Source organism: Pantoea rodasii (genome assembly GCF_002095465.1).
GTDB classification, from domain to species: Bacteria; Pseudomonadota; Gammaproteobacteria; order Enterobacterales; family Enterobacteriaceae; genus Pantoea; species Pantoea rodasii.
This window is the reverse complement of record NZ_MLFP01000019.1, coordinates 1-14,049: the sequence shown is the minus strand read 5'-3', so window position 1 is coordinate 14,049 and position 14,049 is coordinate 1. Positions and strand designations below refer to the sequence as shown.

At 46.3% G+C, this 14,049-nt stretch carries 14 protein-coding genes and 1 pseudogene; 8 read left to right on the top strand and 7 right to left on the bottom strand.

Going from position 1 to position 14,049, the window contains the following annotated elements; translation table 11 throughout:
* Positions 1 to 38 precede the first annotated feature (38 nt).
* Positions 39 to 560: a MarR family winged helix-turn-helix transcriptional regulator gene (locus HA45_RS19300; protein WP_100700206.1), complete on the top strand. Its 522-nt coding sequence runs from the start codon at positions 39 to 41 to the stop codon at positions 558 to 560.
* Positions 561 to 788: 228 nt separating this feature from the next.
* On the opposite strand, the gene HA45_RS19295 is transcribed toward HA45_RS19300, so the two are convergent.
* Positions 789 to 1,190, bottom strand: a complete 402-nt coding sequence (locus HA45_RS19295; RefSeq protein ID WP_100700205.1) for a winged helix-turn-helix transcriptional regulator — start codon at positions 1,188 to 1,190, stop codon at positions 789 to 791.
* Between the two features lie 85 nt (positions 1,191 to 1,275).
* On the opposite strand from HA45_RS19295, the gene HA45_RS19290 reads away from it, so the two are divergent.
* Positions 1,276 to 2,214, top strand: a complete 939-nt coding sequence (locus tag HA45_RS19290; RefSeq protein ID WP_100700204.1) for an aromatic alcohol reductase — start codon at positions 1,276 to 1,278, stop codon at positions 2,212 to 2,214.
* Between the two features lie 256 nt (positions 2,215 to 2,470).
* On the opposite strand, the gene HA45_RS19285 is transcribed toward HA45_RS19290, so the two are convergent.
* Together HA45_RS19285 and HA45_RS19280 are read right to left on the bottom strand one after the other, a co-directional pair.
* A complete protein-coding gene (locus tag HA45_RS19285; protein ID WP_100700203.1) occupies positions 2,471 to 2,791 on the bottom strand; it encodes a putative quinol monooxygenase in 321 nt (106 codons plus the stop codon).
* 59 nt (positions 2,792 to 2,850) lie between these two features.
* The gene (locus HA45_RS19280) at positions 2,851 to 3,864 is read right to left on the bottom strand and encodes an NADP-dependent oxidoreductase (protein WP_100700202.1); all 1,014 of its coding nucleotides are present in this window, start codon (positions 3,862 to 3,864) and stop codon (positions 2,851 to 2,853) included.
* Between the two features lie 88 nt (positions 3,865 to 3,952).
* Between HA45_RS19280 and HA45_RS19275 the strand changes: the two genes are divergently transcribed.
* Positions 3,953 to 4,855: a LysR family transcriptional regulator gene (locus HA45_RS19275; protein WP_100700201.1), complete on the top strand. Its 903-nt coding sequence runs from the start codon at positions 3,953 to 3,955 to the stop codon at positions 4,853 to 4,855.
* A gap of 126 nt (positions 4,856 to 4,981) precedes the next feature.
* On the opposite strand, the gene HA45_RS19270 is transcribed toward HA45_RS19275, so the two are convergent.
* Positions 4,982 to 5,917, bottom strand: a complete 936-nt coding sequence (locus tag HA45_RS19270) for a LysR family transcriptional regulator (RefSeq protein WP_100700200.1) — start codon at positions 5,915 to 5,917, stop codon at positions 4,982 to 4,984.
* Positions 5,918 to 6,014: 97 nt separating this feature from the next.
* Here HA45_RS19270 and HA45_RS19265 point away from each other — a divergent pair, with 97 nt between their 5' ends.
* Together HA45_RS19265 and HA45_RS19260 are read left to right on the top strand one after the other, a co-directional pair.
* Positions 6,015 to 6,449 (top strand): DMT family transporter, encoded by a 435-nt coding sequence (locus HA45_RS19265; RefSeq protein ID WP_100700199.1) that lies wholly within the window; start codon positions 6,015 to 6,017, stop codon positions 6,447 to 6,449.
* A gap of 9 nt (positions 6,450 to 6,458) precedes the next feature.
* Entirely contained in the window at positions 6,459 to 6,950 is a 492-nt protein-coding gene (locus HA45_RS19260; protein WP_100700198.1) for a DMT family transporter, read from the top strand.
* Positions 6,951 to 7,444: 494 nt separating this feature from the next.
* Here the strand turns inward: HA45_RS19260 and HA45_RS19255 are convergent, their stop codons facing one another.
* Positions 7,445 to 9,469, bottom strand: coding sequence for a helix-turn-helix domain-containing protein (locus HA45_RS19255; protein WP_100700197.1), 2,025 nt, complete (start codon positions 9,467 to 9,469; stop codon positions 7,445 to 7,447).
* Positions 9,470 to 9,600: 131 nt separating this feature from the next.
* On the opposite strand from HA45_RS19255, the gene HA45_RS19250 reads away from it, so the two are divergent.
* From HA45_RS19250 to HA45_RS19240, 3 genes are all read left to right on the top strand, one after another.
* Positions 9,601 to 10,854, top strand: a complete 1,254-nt coding sequence (locus HA45_RS19250; RefSeq protein ID WP_100700196.1) for an MFS transporter — start codon at positions 9,601 to 9,603, stop codon at positions 10,852 to 10,854.
* Positions 10,855 to 10,866: 12 nt separating this feature from the next.
* Positions 10,867 to 12,264 carry an amidohydrolase gene (locus HA45_RS19245; RefSeq protein ID WP_100700195.1) on the top strand — a complete coding sequence of 466 codons (1,398 nt, stop codon included), beginning with the start codon at positions 10,867 to 10,869 and terminating at the stop codon, positions 12,262 to 12,264.
* 67 nt (positions 12,265 to 12,331) lie between these two features.
* Complete coding sequence (locus HA45_RS19240; protein WP_100700194.1) at positions 12,332 to 13,408, top strand: porin; 1,077 nt, start codon at positions 12,332 to 12,334, stop codon at positions 13,406 to 13,408.
* Between the two features lie 63 nt (positions 13,409 to 13,471).
* Here the strand turns inward: HA45_RS19240 and HA45_RS19235 are convergent, their stop codons facing one another.
* On the bottom strand, positions 13,472 to 13,738 hold the full coding sequence (locus HA45_RS19235; protein ID WP_100700193.1) for a DksA/TraR family C4-type zinc finger protein: 267 nt from the start codon (positions 13,736 to 13,738) through the stop codon (positions 13,472 to 13,474).
* A gap of 38 nt (positions 13,739 to 13,776) precedes the next feature.
* Positions 13,777 to 14,049 (bottom strand): annotated as a pseudogene (locus HA45_RS19230) (polyphosphate kinase 2); the annotation flags it as partial.

The window sequence follows — 14,049 nt, the reverse complement described above, 5'->3', positions numbered from 1 at the left end:
AATCAGTCTGTACAGCAATTACCTTGAAGTCAAGATAAATGAGCGATCTGATTAAACCCCCTAAAGATGCAGTTGATGTGATCCTGGAGCAGTGGCAGCGCGAGCGGCCGGACCTGGATTCCAGTCCGATGGGCCCTTTAGGGCGGCTCAAGCGTTGTGCCGCTCTTCTGGAACAGCGGCTTGAGTCAACATTCTCGGAGTCCGAATTATGCATGTGGGAATTTGATATGCTTGCGACGCTGCGTCGCGCTGGTGCACCCTACAGTCTGAGTCCCACAGAACTGTTCTCAACGTTGATGGTCACGTCTGGCACGATGACACATCGACTTAAGCGTCTGGAATCCCGCGGTTTAATCAACCGGATGGTTAATTTGAATGATGCGCGCAGTATGTTGGTGCAGTTAAGTGGCGACGGTCTGGCGCTGATTGACCGTGCTGTAGAAAAGCATATCGAGAACGAAAAACAAATATTGTCTGGGCTCTCTTCCAGCACCTTAGAGGCGCTGGATCATCGGCTGGCGGACTTGCTCCGTTCTCTGGAGAACTCTACCGAAAAATAATCTGCCGTTGCTGCCTAAATGATTTCCCCCGATTTGGATGTGCTGGAGTTGGAATAATGTCCGGTTCTGACATTTAACTTGCCTTAGCCTACATCACGTTAATTTTTGCAGGAATCATAGCAATTAGCCTTTTTCAGGAAGACAGTTTGCTGAACAGCCTGTTTTGATTAAAGCTTCAATATTAAGAAAGCTCTATAGTGACTTTCTGCCAGTTTTTCGCCTGAACATTCAATCACCGTCGTACTCTGTTCTTGCTGTCCGGAAATAGTTGGCGGATGTGATGATCCACGACCATAAAGGTAACATCCGCAGAAGCATGTCTTTCCCCATATCTGTAATTGTATAAACCACCCGGGGCAATTTTTCCTTGTGATCATAGCGGGATATAAGCCCATCCCGCTCCAGATGACGCAATGTTAGTGTTAGCATTCTTTGAGTGACACCGGTTAGGTAGCGGCGTAACTCCCCATAGCGAAGAGGTCCGTTGGTACCAAGAATATGGAGCACGCCAAGCGACCAGCGATTACCTGCATGCGCCAGGATCTCTCGTTTGAGGCCCTCGTCATCGTTGCTTAATTCCTCACAAAACTCCTTAGGAAATTGCAACAACGCTTCCCGTTCAGACGCCATATCACCTCCAGTATCATGTGTGTGCCTAATTGAATAAGGCCATTTCAGCTGTCAGGATGACGTTTTAAGACAACAGGAAGCAACAATGAATTCCGAAAAACCTATAAATACTGTTTTGGTTCTCGGTGCAGGAGAACTTGGTATTCAGGTATTAAGATCGATGAGCAATAAAGCGCATGAACACACCCATGTGAAAATTAGCGTGTTACTTAGAAACGAATCCGCTCATGCTGTTTCTGGTTCACGCCGGACGCGGCTGGATGAACTGATGAAGTTGGGAATAGCTGTGGTAGAGGGCGATCTGCAGGAAAACAGTGTTGATGAGCTGAGTGAGCTATTTGGTTCTTTCGACGCCGTTATCAACTGCAGTGGTTTTGTTGGCGGACCGGGAACGCAAATAAAAATTACGGAGGCGGTATTAAAAGCGGCTGTAGCTCACTACTTCCCATGGCAGTTTGGTGTTGATTATGACGTTGTCGGTAAAGGCAGCGGGCAACAAGTCTGGGATGAACAGCTTGAAGTTCGCCACCTTCTACGCCAGCAGAGCACGACAGGATGGGTCATTGTATCTACAGGTATTTTTACCAGCTATCTGTTTGAGCCCGACTTTGGTGTGATTGACGCACAAAATAAAACTGTCTGTGCACTGGGAGACTGGCAGCACGCGGTAACGCTGACCACGCCCGAAGATATCGGCCATCTAACTGCAGACATTTTCTTCCATCAGCCCACTTTTCGAAACGAGATTGTCTATATTGCAGGTGATACGCTGACTTACAGTGAGCTTGCTGATCTCATGCGTGCCCACTGGGGCACTGAAGTAAACAGAAAATTACTAGACAGGTTAAAGCTTCAGGATGATGTGCGGCACGATCCGCAAGATGTCGGGGCAAATTACCGACTTGCTTTCGCACGCCCTGACGGAGTGGCCTGGAATAAGAGCAATACTTACAATCAACGTCAGGGAATTGATACGACTACGGCCAGTGAATGGCTTGCAAAACAACGTGAAATTAAGCAGTAAGTTACTGTTAAAATTGCAATGCTATTGGTGTATACCAAATCAGAGGCCGACGTCGCTAATATATAGCTCTTTGCCTTGAGCGCATTAAAAACTCACTGACCGCTATGTTGACAAGGTTATTTTCTGACATTTCCTAATAGGTTAGAATTTAAAGTGATAGCCCTAACATGCTTATCGCGGGACTTTGTCATGGGCCATAGTTTCGATGTCCGCCCTTGGCACTGAGCGGAAAGGTCAACGAGGCATTCTGATTTTGTTATGGACAACGCGCATCTCGCATTTCACTTACGCCACGCTCATTAAAAGCATCGTATTTCCTGATATCACCCTTAATTCGTGCCTGCCAGCGACTGACGAATGTCCGAGTGTCTGAGGCCTTGAGATGGCTGCTGAGTGACTCTTCATCTGCCCAGCGTTCAGAGATAAGCAATTTTCCGCTTAAAGGGTCGGCAATTGCCGCTTCGTAAAAGAGATTTCCTTCACGCTGGCGTGTGCAGCAGGCAAGCGAAGAGAAGTCAGCCATAAATGCCTGTAGTTCTGTCGGTGGAACAAACAGATGCCCGGTCACAATGATCACATTCAGTTCCTTTCAAAATACCCCGACCCGTCGGTCTCGGCTGGTCGGGGAGATATCACTCAAACCACTAAAACGATCTTCCCCTGAATGCTGCCTCGGGCGGCGCGTTCGTGCGCCAAAGATGCCTCGGACAGGGGATAAGTGCTGTCGAGCGCAACGCGAAGAGTGCCATCTTCAAGCAGCTCTCCGGCTTTGCAAAGCTGATGTCCACCAGAGCGAACCTGTGTGGTCGATACCGTGATATCCCGCGCAGCGGCAATGCTGTGGCCGTCAAAACCCAGTGGATTTACCAGATACAACGCACCACCGGGTTTAATGATGTTAAGGAAACGTTCCATGTGTGGACCACCGACCGCATCAACGACAAGATCCACCTTTGGCGACACGGATTCGGCTGCCGTCACGGTATAGTCGATAACCTCATCCGCTCCAAGGCTCAGTAAAAACGCCTTATGTCTGCCTGATGCGGCTGCAATAACGTGCGCACCTTTCCATTTAGCGAGCTGAACCGAAAGATGCCCGACACCTCCCGCTGCACCATTGATCAGCACGCTTTTGCCTTTAAGCGCCAAAGGCTGATGTCTGAAAGACTGGAAAGGATTGGGTGCTTCATGACCTGTATCGATTAGGAACTGCCAGGCGGTGAGCAGTGACATTGGTGCAGCCGCGGCTTCGCTATGGGACAACTTGCGGGGCTTAAGCGCGAGTTCAGAAGCTGGCACGCAGACATATTCTGCGTAAGCGCCACTGCCTTTATTCAGATCGCCCGGGAATTTCACCATGGAATAAACAGCATCACCGGGTTTGAAACCGGTAATGCCTTCGCCTACGGCAGCAACAACGCCAGATATATCCGTCCCCAGGATAAGGGGAAATAGGGGGTTGGGGTGCCATTCAGGGGGGAGGGCGCGATACCCATCGCGCAAATACAAGTCAGGCGGGTTGATGCCTGTTGCATGTACTTTTACCAGCACTTCGCCGGCATTTGCCTTTGGGATCGGCGCATCTTCGTAGCACAGCGCCGTCGGGCCGCCGAAGGCATGCAGTCTTACTGCTTTCATCATGTCAGTCATCTTTTACGCTCCGGATAGGTGAACGAGTGAAAGCATAAGATGAATAGCCGTAGTTGATAATTGTGCTGTTTGTCGCTTTAATTGTGCCATGAAGGAACAAATAGGTATTGAAAGCCTGACAGGGCTTATTGCGTTTGCACGTGCGGGGTCGCTTGGCAGCTACACCGCAGCTGCAAGGGTGTTAGCGGTTTCCCCCTCTGCTGTGAGCAAAAGCATCCAGCGGCTGGAGCGGCATCTCGGTTTGGCTTTGTTCACGCGTACCACGCGTTCTCTGAATCTGACGCCCGAAGGCCGCGATCTGCATGAACGTGTGCTGCGATTGTTACAGAATGCTGAAGAGATTGAGCAGGCGGCGAAAGCCGCGCGATCGGAGCCTCATGGCACGCTGCGTATTGCAGCATCATTGCCAGTGGGCTTGCACCTGATTGCCCCGATGCTCATGGAGTGGCGCAAGCAGCAACCTAAAGTCAAAGTGGATTTGCGAATGAGCGATGAGCAAGCGGATCTTGTCGAAGAGGGGGTTGATATTGCCGTGCGTATCGGCGAGCTTCAAGACTCCTCGCTTTTGTCACGGCGTCTTCCTCCCTATCAGCTAGGGTGTTATGCCTCACCCCATTATCTCGACAAATGCGGAACCCCCACCCATCCCAATCAGCTTGTTGAGCACGAGACAATCAACCTGCGCTACAAAAGTTCGGGACAATTGTTTCGCTGGCCCTTCAGGATTGGCGAAAGAGAGGTTGAAATATTGCCCTCCGCGTCATTGGTTATGGATGCAAGTGAAGCCATCCTCTCCGCAATAGCGTCGGGAGCCGGGATCGGTATGGCGTCGAGTTTTATGGTCAAACCTTGGGTGGAGCGAGGCGAGCTGATTCCGGTACTCACTGAGTTTGCAGTAGAGCGGCAAAACCTCACGGTTCTGTGGCCTGAAAGTCGGCGTGCTAATCCCGCGGTGCGTGCTTTTCTGGATATGCTTTTCGATGAAAACTGAGTTTTGCCACTGGCTCAGTTGAGTATTGAGTGAATAATGCCTTCTTTTGCTAAGAAGCTAGCCGACTAACGCTGCATAAATTCCCCAATATTCGCATTAATTATTAACCGGGGTCAGAATTTCTGGTTATTCAAATTGCCAGTAGAGAGGGGTACCGAATACGTCGACAAAGTAATCAATTACGGTCCTTACGTTCAACGGAGGGTGTCGCGCATTAGGGTAGATGGCGGCTATATGCTGAGGTTCTGTTTTAATTGCGCCCTCGTAATCTAACATCACTCTCTCAAGGCCCCCTTTTTTTAGGCTGTCACCAATAAGCCAGTCAGGAAACAGCACCATCCCCATGCCGCCAAGGGCGCTGGTCAGCAAAGACTCTGCGTTATTGGAAGTCAGTAGTCCGTTAACAGGTTGGTGAATCCAGTTGCCCCCGGGTTCTCTGAACAACCACCTATTTGGACCTGATGAACCCCTGTACACCAGACATCTGTGATTATTCAGCTCAGCGGGAAACGCTGGCTTTCCATATTTTTCTATATAAGCAGGAGAGGCTACAAGGTGATAATACTGGGTTCCAAAAACGCGGGCATGAAAAGAAGAATCAGTCAGTGTTCCAATTCTGAAAATAACGTCAGAGGCATCCCTGTGGGGATCGATATAGTCATCAGTTTGCGTTAACTCAATCTGTAGCCTTGGATAACGTTCTGACAGTTCTGTCAGCCAGGGTGCGATATGGCGCTGGCCGAAGAAGACAGGTGCATTGATTCTTATCAGCCCTGCCGGTTCAAGAGACCTGTCCAGCATCTCTTTACGGGCTTCACTCAGTTGCTCTGTCATGGTTCGGGCATAGTCGATAAACAACCTTCCGGCTTCTGTGGGGATAACCGCGCGGGTATTACGATAAAAAAGCTGCTGTCCAAGCGTGTCTTCGAGTTGGAGAATTACCCGCGAAATCATAGAAGCAGAGACACCTTCACGTCTCGCTACAGCTGAAAAACTCTGAGCATCATAGACACCAATAAAAAACAAAAGAGTCCGAAAATTTATCGCACTTGGATCGTACATTATCCTGATTCCTGCAAAGGTGTTTCCTGAATTATACCGTTTTTCATTATTCATGGCTGCTATAGAATCCTCCACCTAAACCACTGGAGACTGTTTTATGCAGCTTTTATTAATATTGCTTGTCGTGGCTGGCGGGATGGGATTGTCCGTTGAAGCCGGATTGTTGGGGCCACTAGGAAGTGAAGTTGGAGATTTATGGGCAACGTTTAGTATTTTTGGCGTCGGTGCAGCGCTGACATTCCTGCTAATGCTGTTCTTCAGCCCTCGTAACAGTCCATCTTTCTTTACTCAACCATCATGGACTCTGTTAGGTGGCATTCTGGGGCCGGTATACGTTGTCATTTTGACCATTGCCGTTCCCAGCATTGGGATCGCGATGACGATGATAGGTATTCTGGCAGGACAGGTTTTGAAAAGCCTGGTGATAGACCACTACGGTCTGTTCGGCACTGCACATCGTAAGATTGACAGCAAACGTATCATTGCTCTGATTTTTATTACTGCTGCTTTGTTCCTCGTGGCAAAAGGCTGAGGTAAATCTGTGAATATTTTGATGATTATTCTGGCTGTAGTGGGTGGCGCCTTTCTGAGTATGCAGGCTGCAATTGGTGGCAAGTTAGGAAGCAACGTTGGTGTTTTTCGCAGTGCATTTCTGACATTCTCTGTAGGCGCACTGGTGACCGCGTTGCTTATTTTCTTCTTCGAACCCAAACAAGCACAAACTCTGCTTGATGTGCCTAAATGGCAGTTGCTGGGTGCACTTTGTGGTGTCCCTTACATCGTCATTATGGTACTTGCTGTGCAGCGAATTGGTGCTGCCGTGGCTACTGTTGCTGTGATCTTTGGTCAATTGGCCATGAGTATGCTGATTGATAATTATGGCTGGTTAGGCAATGAAGCGATTCACTTCTCTGGGACACGCCTTGGCGCCGTAATCTGCCTTGGAATTGCACTCTTTTTCATTTACTCCAGCAGTAAAGCCAAGAATATTCCAGCTGAAATAAAAGAAAGTCAGTCATCAGCCCGCAACTAAGACTGGGGTCATTGAAGAATCTCTCGTTAATTTTCAGTTTGTTAACGATGGCGGATTGACAAATTAACGCTGTGAAATATGTTAATCCGCTTTTCAGATAGATGCCTGTTCATAGTGACCTCTCGTTGTAAATTGATGGTGGTGTATCAGGAAGCAATCTATTGTTTGAAGAGTTAAATATACAGGCACTTAATCGTTCAGCGCGCCCTTGAAACTTATCCTTCATGACAGTTAAGTTTGGTGCCATAGCGGCTCGAACCCGTTCAATCGGGCTGCAGAGTTTGGTTATGGTGCTGGGGGATGGGTAAAACCCTTATTGCGAGGAAAGTGAAAGAAGAAAGTTAAGCAGATTTATAAAAATCAGTAAGCACTGACCATACCATTGAGATCGCTTGAATACGCTAGTGAGAGGACTTAATAAACCTCCGCTAATGGCAACGTGAGTTCTACCGAGATGCAGTAGTTAAGTTGAAAAAATATCGGTGCATAAATGCTCATGATAAGCTGAGCATATGACATGCAACGCTGATTATAAGAAAGTCCTCTGAACGAGATAAGTCCATTTTCGTCAGTGATTCGACTTTTCTAATTCGTTGGTAGAGCGTATTTGCATGTATGTCTAAAGACTTTGCCGTATTGTTCACCGAACAACCATGGCCAATATATGCATTTAATGTTTTAAGCAAAACCTGACTCTTCTCACTACCATCAACCAATGGCGAAAGTACATCGTGAATAAATTGTTTGATTTCTTCCTTTTCATGATTAACAAACAATCTCTCAATGCCAGTATTGTTAAATCGCAGGGCACCCTCTTTGTTTCTTTTCTCAAGAACAGCAAGAGTGGTTAAGGCCTGCTCTAAAGATTGTTTAATCCTGATGGTAGGTATTATATTACTGAAGCCTGCCTGATGAAATCCAACATTAACAAACTCCTTTTCAAGTTTAGTAAAAGTGGAGTTAATCTTATCCAAAGAGTTATCAGAGGAGTAAATCATGAACTTTTTTTCATCGTAATAAATAAAGGCATTGCTTCGTACCAAGAGGGATTTTAATTTGTTATGTACGTCCAGCATTTTTACATCTTCACCTCCCTTTGTAGGGTTCGCTAAAGATAAAACTGCGCATCCAATCCATTCCTGAATCATAAAACCATTTTCAGATAGGGTGGACGTTGTGTCTTCGTTGATCCCATTGGACAAAACTTTATTCATTATTGATGACTTTCTTTTGTTTTCAATGAGCAAAGAACTGACTTTTTTCATGATATCCATAATCAAAAAATCGCTCAGTCGAGATAGCATTACTCGTATATAATCACTGGCATCGGATTTATTGACCACAACAAACCCTACAGCCTGTTGATTTTGCATCATAGGCTTAATATAGAGATCATCTCGGATGTATCCTGTTTCACCACTCATTTCGTTTATTTTTATATCGGTCAAAGATACCCAAAGTTTATGAATATTATTCAGCTTTCCATACATCTCTCCTGAAATGTCAATATAGCTTACTTCAATATTTATTTTATTGGATATGGCTTTAATGAATGACTCTATAGTGTTGTTTTTTATGGATAATCTTATCATTTCATTATGAAAATCTAAGTTGCTTCTTAGCATTTCGTTCTGCATTTCAAGTTGCTGTCTGAGAGAGTTAACTTGATTGAAACTTTCAACCTTTTCGTCATATTGTTTTGCATTACGCCACGCCAGGGCCACCTGAGATGCAAAGGTCTCAAGCAGCGAAACTGCAAGGGAATTAAAAACAGAACTGCGATCAAGTGACAGAATGGTTAACGTCCCATAGCAATAGTGCTGGTCTAGCACGGGTACGCATATAAGTGAGTTTGCTATAGGGTTGTTTTCCATAACAGATGCTCGGATTGCTGAATAACGCCTAAAGGATGCAAGGATGTCATCTTTGGAATTTAGTATAATTGGTTTTCTACTTTCAAAAACCTTGCCTGATATTGATTCCTGGGGTGACACAGAGTAATCATAATAATTATCCTTGAATCCGGAAACTGCAACTGGGCGGAGGATATTATGCTCTTCGTCATATATCCTGAAAATTACAGCATCGCTGAACGGGATAGTCTTTAATGCTCCATCCACAACATGTTGAGTAATAATCTGATGAGAGAGTCCTGAAGCCAGGTGCCACGTATTCTCGCTGATTCGCTGGAAAAGCCAGCTTTGCTGCTGGAGGATTTTGGCATAAAGATAATTTTTGACATCGGCATCGATCGTTTCGATTGGTATGGAATCATATGATCTGTCCGGTGCTTCAATCTTTAATGTCAACGACGGAATGTATAAAGAGATGGCATCTAAAATTATACAGCTATCCACTTTGCACAAAATAATAATGAAGTGATCATTGCGGAAGTCATATTTATCAGAATTGTCACTGATAAGATCATCATAACGTTTGGGTGAATATAAAATACTAAAAGTTAAGCGAGGGTGTTTTAGGGTTAGGATTTTTTCTAATTCATTAATATATTCGCTCATATATTCCTGTGTGTGTATGTCTATAAATTAATGTCAGTGTATGTTGGTTTACACATAGATATATAGCATTTTTTTGCAAGGGTAGCAAGACAGTTACGCAACACATCATCATTCGTTCCGGAGAAAGTGCTATGGGCAGCTTGAAATCGAGTACCAGAAATAAGCTGATTATTTTCATCTTGTTTTTATGTTGGGTTGTAGGCTTCATCGACAAAACAGCAATAAATATCGCCATTATTCCTATTAGTACGGATTTCAATCTGGGGAGTGAAGAAACCGGTCTTATTATCAGCGGTTTTTTTCTGGCCTACTCGCTGACTCAGCTGGTAGGGGGTTATTTGGTCGACAGATTTGGTAGCAAAGTGATACTGACTGGTGCAGTCGGTTTCTGGTCACTTGCAACCGCATGTACCGGGATGGCCGGGGGGATCGTTAGCCTTGTGATAGCACGCTTTTTTACCGGCATGGGGGAAGCAGTATTCCCTTCAGGAAGTTCTGTCGTCATTGCTCAGCAATTTGATAAATCCAAAATGGGCCGGGCAAAATCATTCTTACAGTCGGGGGCTTCAGTTGGATTTGCTCTGGGTGCTTTAGTTGTCTCAACACTGATTGCGTTTTTAAACTGGCGCATCATGTTTATTGTTTTGGGTGCAACAGGACTGTTGCTGGCTTTTGCACTTTGGAAAGTTTTAAAAACGACCGATAATTCACAAGAAATCGCTGAAACAACAAAAATTCAGCGTCCAAAGGGCTATGAAAAGCAGCGCCTGAAAAACATCATCACACGCCGTCTTACCTGGCAGATCGCTACCTGTTATTTCTTCACTAATATCGTGTTTTGGGGTTTGCAGTCATGGCTTCCTTCCTATTGGGTCAAAGTAAAAGGAATGAGCATGATCTCCATGGGAGCGTGGTCAATGTTGCCTCCTACGCTTGGTTTTATCTCCTTCTTGACCTGCGGCTGGCTTCTGGACCGCTTTTTTAGCGGCCGTGAAAAGTATCTTATTGCTATCGGCGCAGCAGTATCAGCGGTGTTTATCTGGCTGATGTTCAATGCGACATCCATTCCTGTTGCTTTTGCATGGCTTTCTCTGTCGAACATTTTTCTGAATGCGATCAGCATCAGCGTGTTTGTCACCATTATCAAACAGTTCCCTAAAGATTCAGTTGGCACCGCAACCGGCTTAATAAATTCTTTCGCCCAAATTGGATCTCTGCTTTCACCCATCATCATTGGCTACATGCTGAAAGCAACAAATCAGAACTACTCAAGTGCTTTCATGATGATCGTGGCCTGTGCAGTTATTACGTGCCTCATCGCGCTGACAATCAAACATTCGAGTGCTTCTGCAAATGCGGAGCCTCAACCCACCCCTACGCATTAATGAGAGTTGAATATGGACTATCTAGACATTATTAAACAAAGCCTTAGCAAAGAAGCGGCACGACTTATTTCTGTCAGTGACAAAATATGGGATTTTGCTGAGGTGCGCTATGAAGAAAAGCAATCATCAGCGTTGATGGCACAAACGCTTGAAGATTCTGGGTTTGAGGTTGTTCGAAATGCTGGCGGCATAGAAACTGCGTTTGTTGCAACCTTTGGAAAGGGACAGCCCGTTGTTGCTTTCTTGGGTGAGTATGACGCTTTGCCCGCTCTGAGTCAGGAAGCGAATACAAACTGTTATTCCCCAGTAGAGAATGCCGGTAATGGCCATGGATGCGGTCACAATCTTTTGGGAACAGGAGCGCTGGCTGCTGCATTGGCTACCAAAGCATGCATAGAGGAGCTGGGGCTGAGCGGGACAATAAAATACTACGGCTGTCCTGCTGAGGAAGGTGGTGGCGGTAAGGCCTTCATGGCTCGCGCTGGGCTGTTTGACGGTGTTGATGTTGCGTTCACCTGGCATCCCTGGGATGAAAACCTCGCATACAATGCCCGTATGCTTGCAACAAATCAGATCAAATACCTCTTTAAGGGTAAAAGTACGCATGCAGCCTTCAGTCCTCATATGGGCCGAAGTGCCCTGGATGGTGTTGAGTTGATGAACGTAGGTGCTAACTTCCTCCGTGAACACATTATCCCTGAAGCCCGTCTTCATTATGCCATTACCAATGCCGGCGGAAATGCGCCAAACGTTGTGCAATCTGACGCGCACGTACTTTATAAAGTGCGCTCACCAAAAATGCATCAGGTGCGCGAAATTACCGAAAGAGTCAAGGATATTGCTCGTGGCGCGGCACTTATGACCGGTACTCAGGTGACTATGGAATTTGATGCGGCCTCCGCTGACCTTATTCCTAACGTGACTCTGGCAAGCATGATGGATGAGGAACTCAGTAAATTCGGGCCTGTTACCTTTACCGATGAAGAAAAAGCCTTTGCACAGTCCATTCAGGCAACCTTCTCGGACGAAGAGAAACGCCGGGTTGAGAAAAGCGGAAAAATCCTTTCTGAAGATTTAACTGCCTTCCGTAAAGAGCCTGATTTTCTCAATGGTTCCACCGATGTGGGTGACGTTAGCTGGCTGGTCCCGGTTGGCCAGGTCTATATCGCAACCTGCGCCTGGGGAACGGCTCCTCATTCCTGGCAGATGGTCACCCAGGGGAAATCATCTTATGCTCATAAAGGCATGCTGCTGGCGGGAAGTGTCATCGCGGCTTCTGCTGTTCGCGCATTGACCAACCCTGCATTAATTACTGCGGCAAAAGAAGAGCATATTCTTCAACTGGAAGGAGAAACCTATAATTCTCTTCTGCCTGAAGAAGCACAGCCTCGCCCATTAAATCGCAAATAGAAACATTGAGTGGAGATTTACCTCCACTTATTAATTTCCCAATACATTCTAATTAAAGAGATAGATGATGAAAGCATTTAATTTATCCATTCTAATGGTGGCATTGCTATTGGCGGAGTCAGCAAGTGCCGCTGAAATTTACAATAAAGACAGCAATAAATTAGATCTATATGGCAGTGTGCGCGCTCGACATTATTTCAGTGATGATACAACGGTAGACGGTGACGCTACATATGTGCGATTTGGCTTCAAAGGTCAGACGCAAATAAATGATAAGCTGACGGGGTACGGCCAGTGGGAATATAATATCCAGGCCAATAATTCAGAGGCTGATGGAACGCTTGGCAATAAGACCCGCTATGGATTCGCCGGTATAAAACACAGTACTTTAGGGTCATTGGATTATGGCCGCAACAACGGAATCATATTTGATGTCGGAAGTATCACGGACTATGCGCCTATCTTTGACATCATGACCGATATCTATACTGATGGATTCATGACCGGCCGTTCAAGTGGGCTTCTTACCTATCGCAACAATAACTTTTACGGGCTTAATGATAACCTGAAGTTTGCTCTGCAATATCAGGGTAAAAATGGTGAGGGTAGTAATAACAGCAGTCGGTCAGTTTACGCTTCAAACGGCGATGGTGCGGGTGCTTCTGTAAGCTATGAGTTCGATTGGGGCGGCACCATGCTTGCCGCTTACAGTAATTCAAAACGTACTCAGGCACAGCAGGCTCTTGCATACGGTGACGGTGAACGTGCTGAAATGTGGGCTGTTGGTTTCAAGTACAATCCGAATCAGTTCTATGCTGCGGTGAAATATTCACAGGGAAGTAATATTACCCCGATTCGTGGTTATGGTTATGCCAATAAAACTGAAAATATTGAGATGTACCTGAGATATGTTGCGCTAAATGGGTTCGTTCCAGGCATAGGCTGGTTCCAGTCACAGGGTAAAGACATTGAGGGTTATGGAGATGTTTATTTAATGAAATATATTGATGTCAACATTTCTTACTTCCTCAATAAAAATATGTTTACCTATGCGGATTATAAAATCAACAGACTTAACGATTCGACACCCTTTGGTATTTCAACGGATGATACGTTTGGTGTTGGGCTGACATATCAATTTTGACAAGTTGACCCATACTATAATGTATATGACGCTCTCAGGTGGGTGTTAAGCAGCACACCAACCCTACCGCAGCTGACTGTCCTTGCTGCCACGGCGGTTATACCCGCTGTGGCTGGCTTCTTGTTTATCTATCGCACTTTGGCACTTCACGCAGTAACGCACTCCAGGCAATGCACTGCGACGCGCTTCGGGAATGGCATCCCCGCACTCGTCGCAAAACTCTGCGCTTTCGCCATGGTTGAGATGGCTTCTGGCGCGCGCAATGGCATCATCCACGGTTGCGTCAATTTGCTTTTGCACTGCACCATCTTCAGACCAGCCGCCTGCCATAACTCCTCCTGACGATTGTTGACTGGCTAAAGTATAGTTCAGTAGCTATCGGGTACGATCATGCCCTCTGGCACCGGATGCCGCGCGTAATTTTCATGATGAATGCGGGAGGGCAGTGAAATCTCCGCACCTTCTGCCGCCTCATACGGGACCTGTTGTAGCAGGTGGGAGATGCAGTTCAGGCGTGCTTTCTTCTTATCGACACCTTGCACCACCCACCATGGCGACTCGGCAATGTTGGTGCGCTCCAGCATCATCTCCTTGGCCGCAGTGTAATCTTCCCAGCGACGTCGGCTTTCCAGTGTGAGTTC

Excerpts from the sequence above, each read along its gene's own strand:
- HA45_RS19300 (WP_100700206.1), top strand. The coding sequence starts at position 39 with ATGAGCGATCTGATTAAACCCCCTAAAGATGCAGTTGATGTGATCCTG.
- HA45_RS19295 (WP_100700205.1), bottom strand. The coding sequence starts at position 1,190 with ATGGCGTCTGAACGGGAAGCGTTGTTGCAATTTCCTAAGGAGTTTTGT.
- HA45_RS19290 (WP_100700204.1), top strand. The coding sequence starts at position 1,276 with ATGAATTCCGAAAAACCTATAAATACTGTTTTGGTTCTCGGTGCAGGA.
- HA45_RS19280 (WP_100700202.1), bottom strand. The coding sequence starts at position 3,864 with ATGACTGACATGATGAAAGCAGTAAGACTGCATGCCTTCGGCGGCCCG.
- HA45_RS19275 (WP_100700201.1), top strand. The coding sequence starts at position 3,953 with ATGAAGGAACAAATAGGTATTGAAAGCCTGACAGGGCTTATTGCGTTT.
- HA45_RS19270 (WP_100700200.1), bottom strand. The coding sequence starts at position 5,917 with ATGTACGATCCAAGTGCGATAAATTTTCGGACTCTTTTGTTTTTTATT.
- HA45_RS19265 (WP_100700199.1), top strand. The coding sequence starts at position 6,015 with ATGCAGCTTTTATTAATATTGCTTGTCGTGGCTGGCGGGATGGGATTG.
- HA45_RS19255 (WP_100700197.1), bottom strand. The coding sequence starts at position 9,469 with ATGAGCGAATATATTAATGAATTAGAAAAAATCCTAACCCTAAAACAC.
- HA45_RS19250 (WP_100700196.1), top strand. The coding sequence starts at position 9,601 with ATGGGCAGCTTGAAATCGAGTACCAGAAATAAGCTGATTATTTTCATC.
- HA45_RS19245 (WP_100700195.1), top strand. The coding sequence starts at position 10,867 with ATGGACTATCTAGACATTATTAAACAAAGCCTTAGCAAAGAAGCGGCA.
- HA45_RS19240 (WP_100700194.1), top strand. The coding sequence starts at position 12,332 with ATGAAAGCATTTAATTTATCCATTCTAATGGTGGCATTGCTATTGGCG.
- HA45_RS19235 (WP_100700193.1), bottom strand. The coding sequence starts at position 13,738 with ATGGCAGGCGGCTGGTCTGAAGATGGTGCAGTGCAAAAGCAAATTGAC.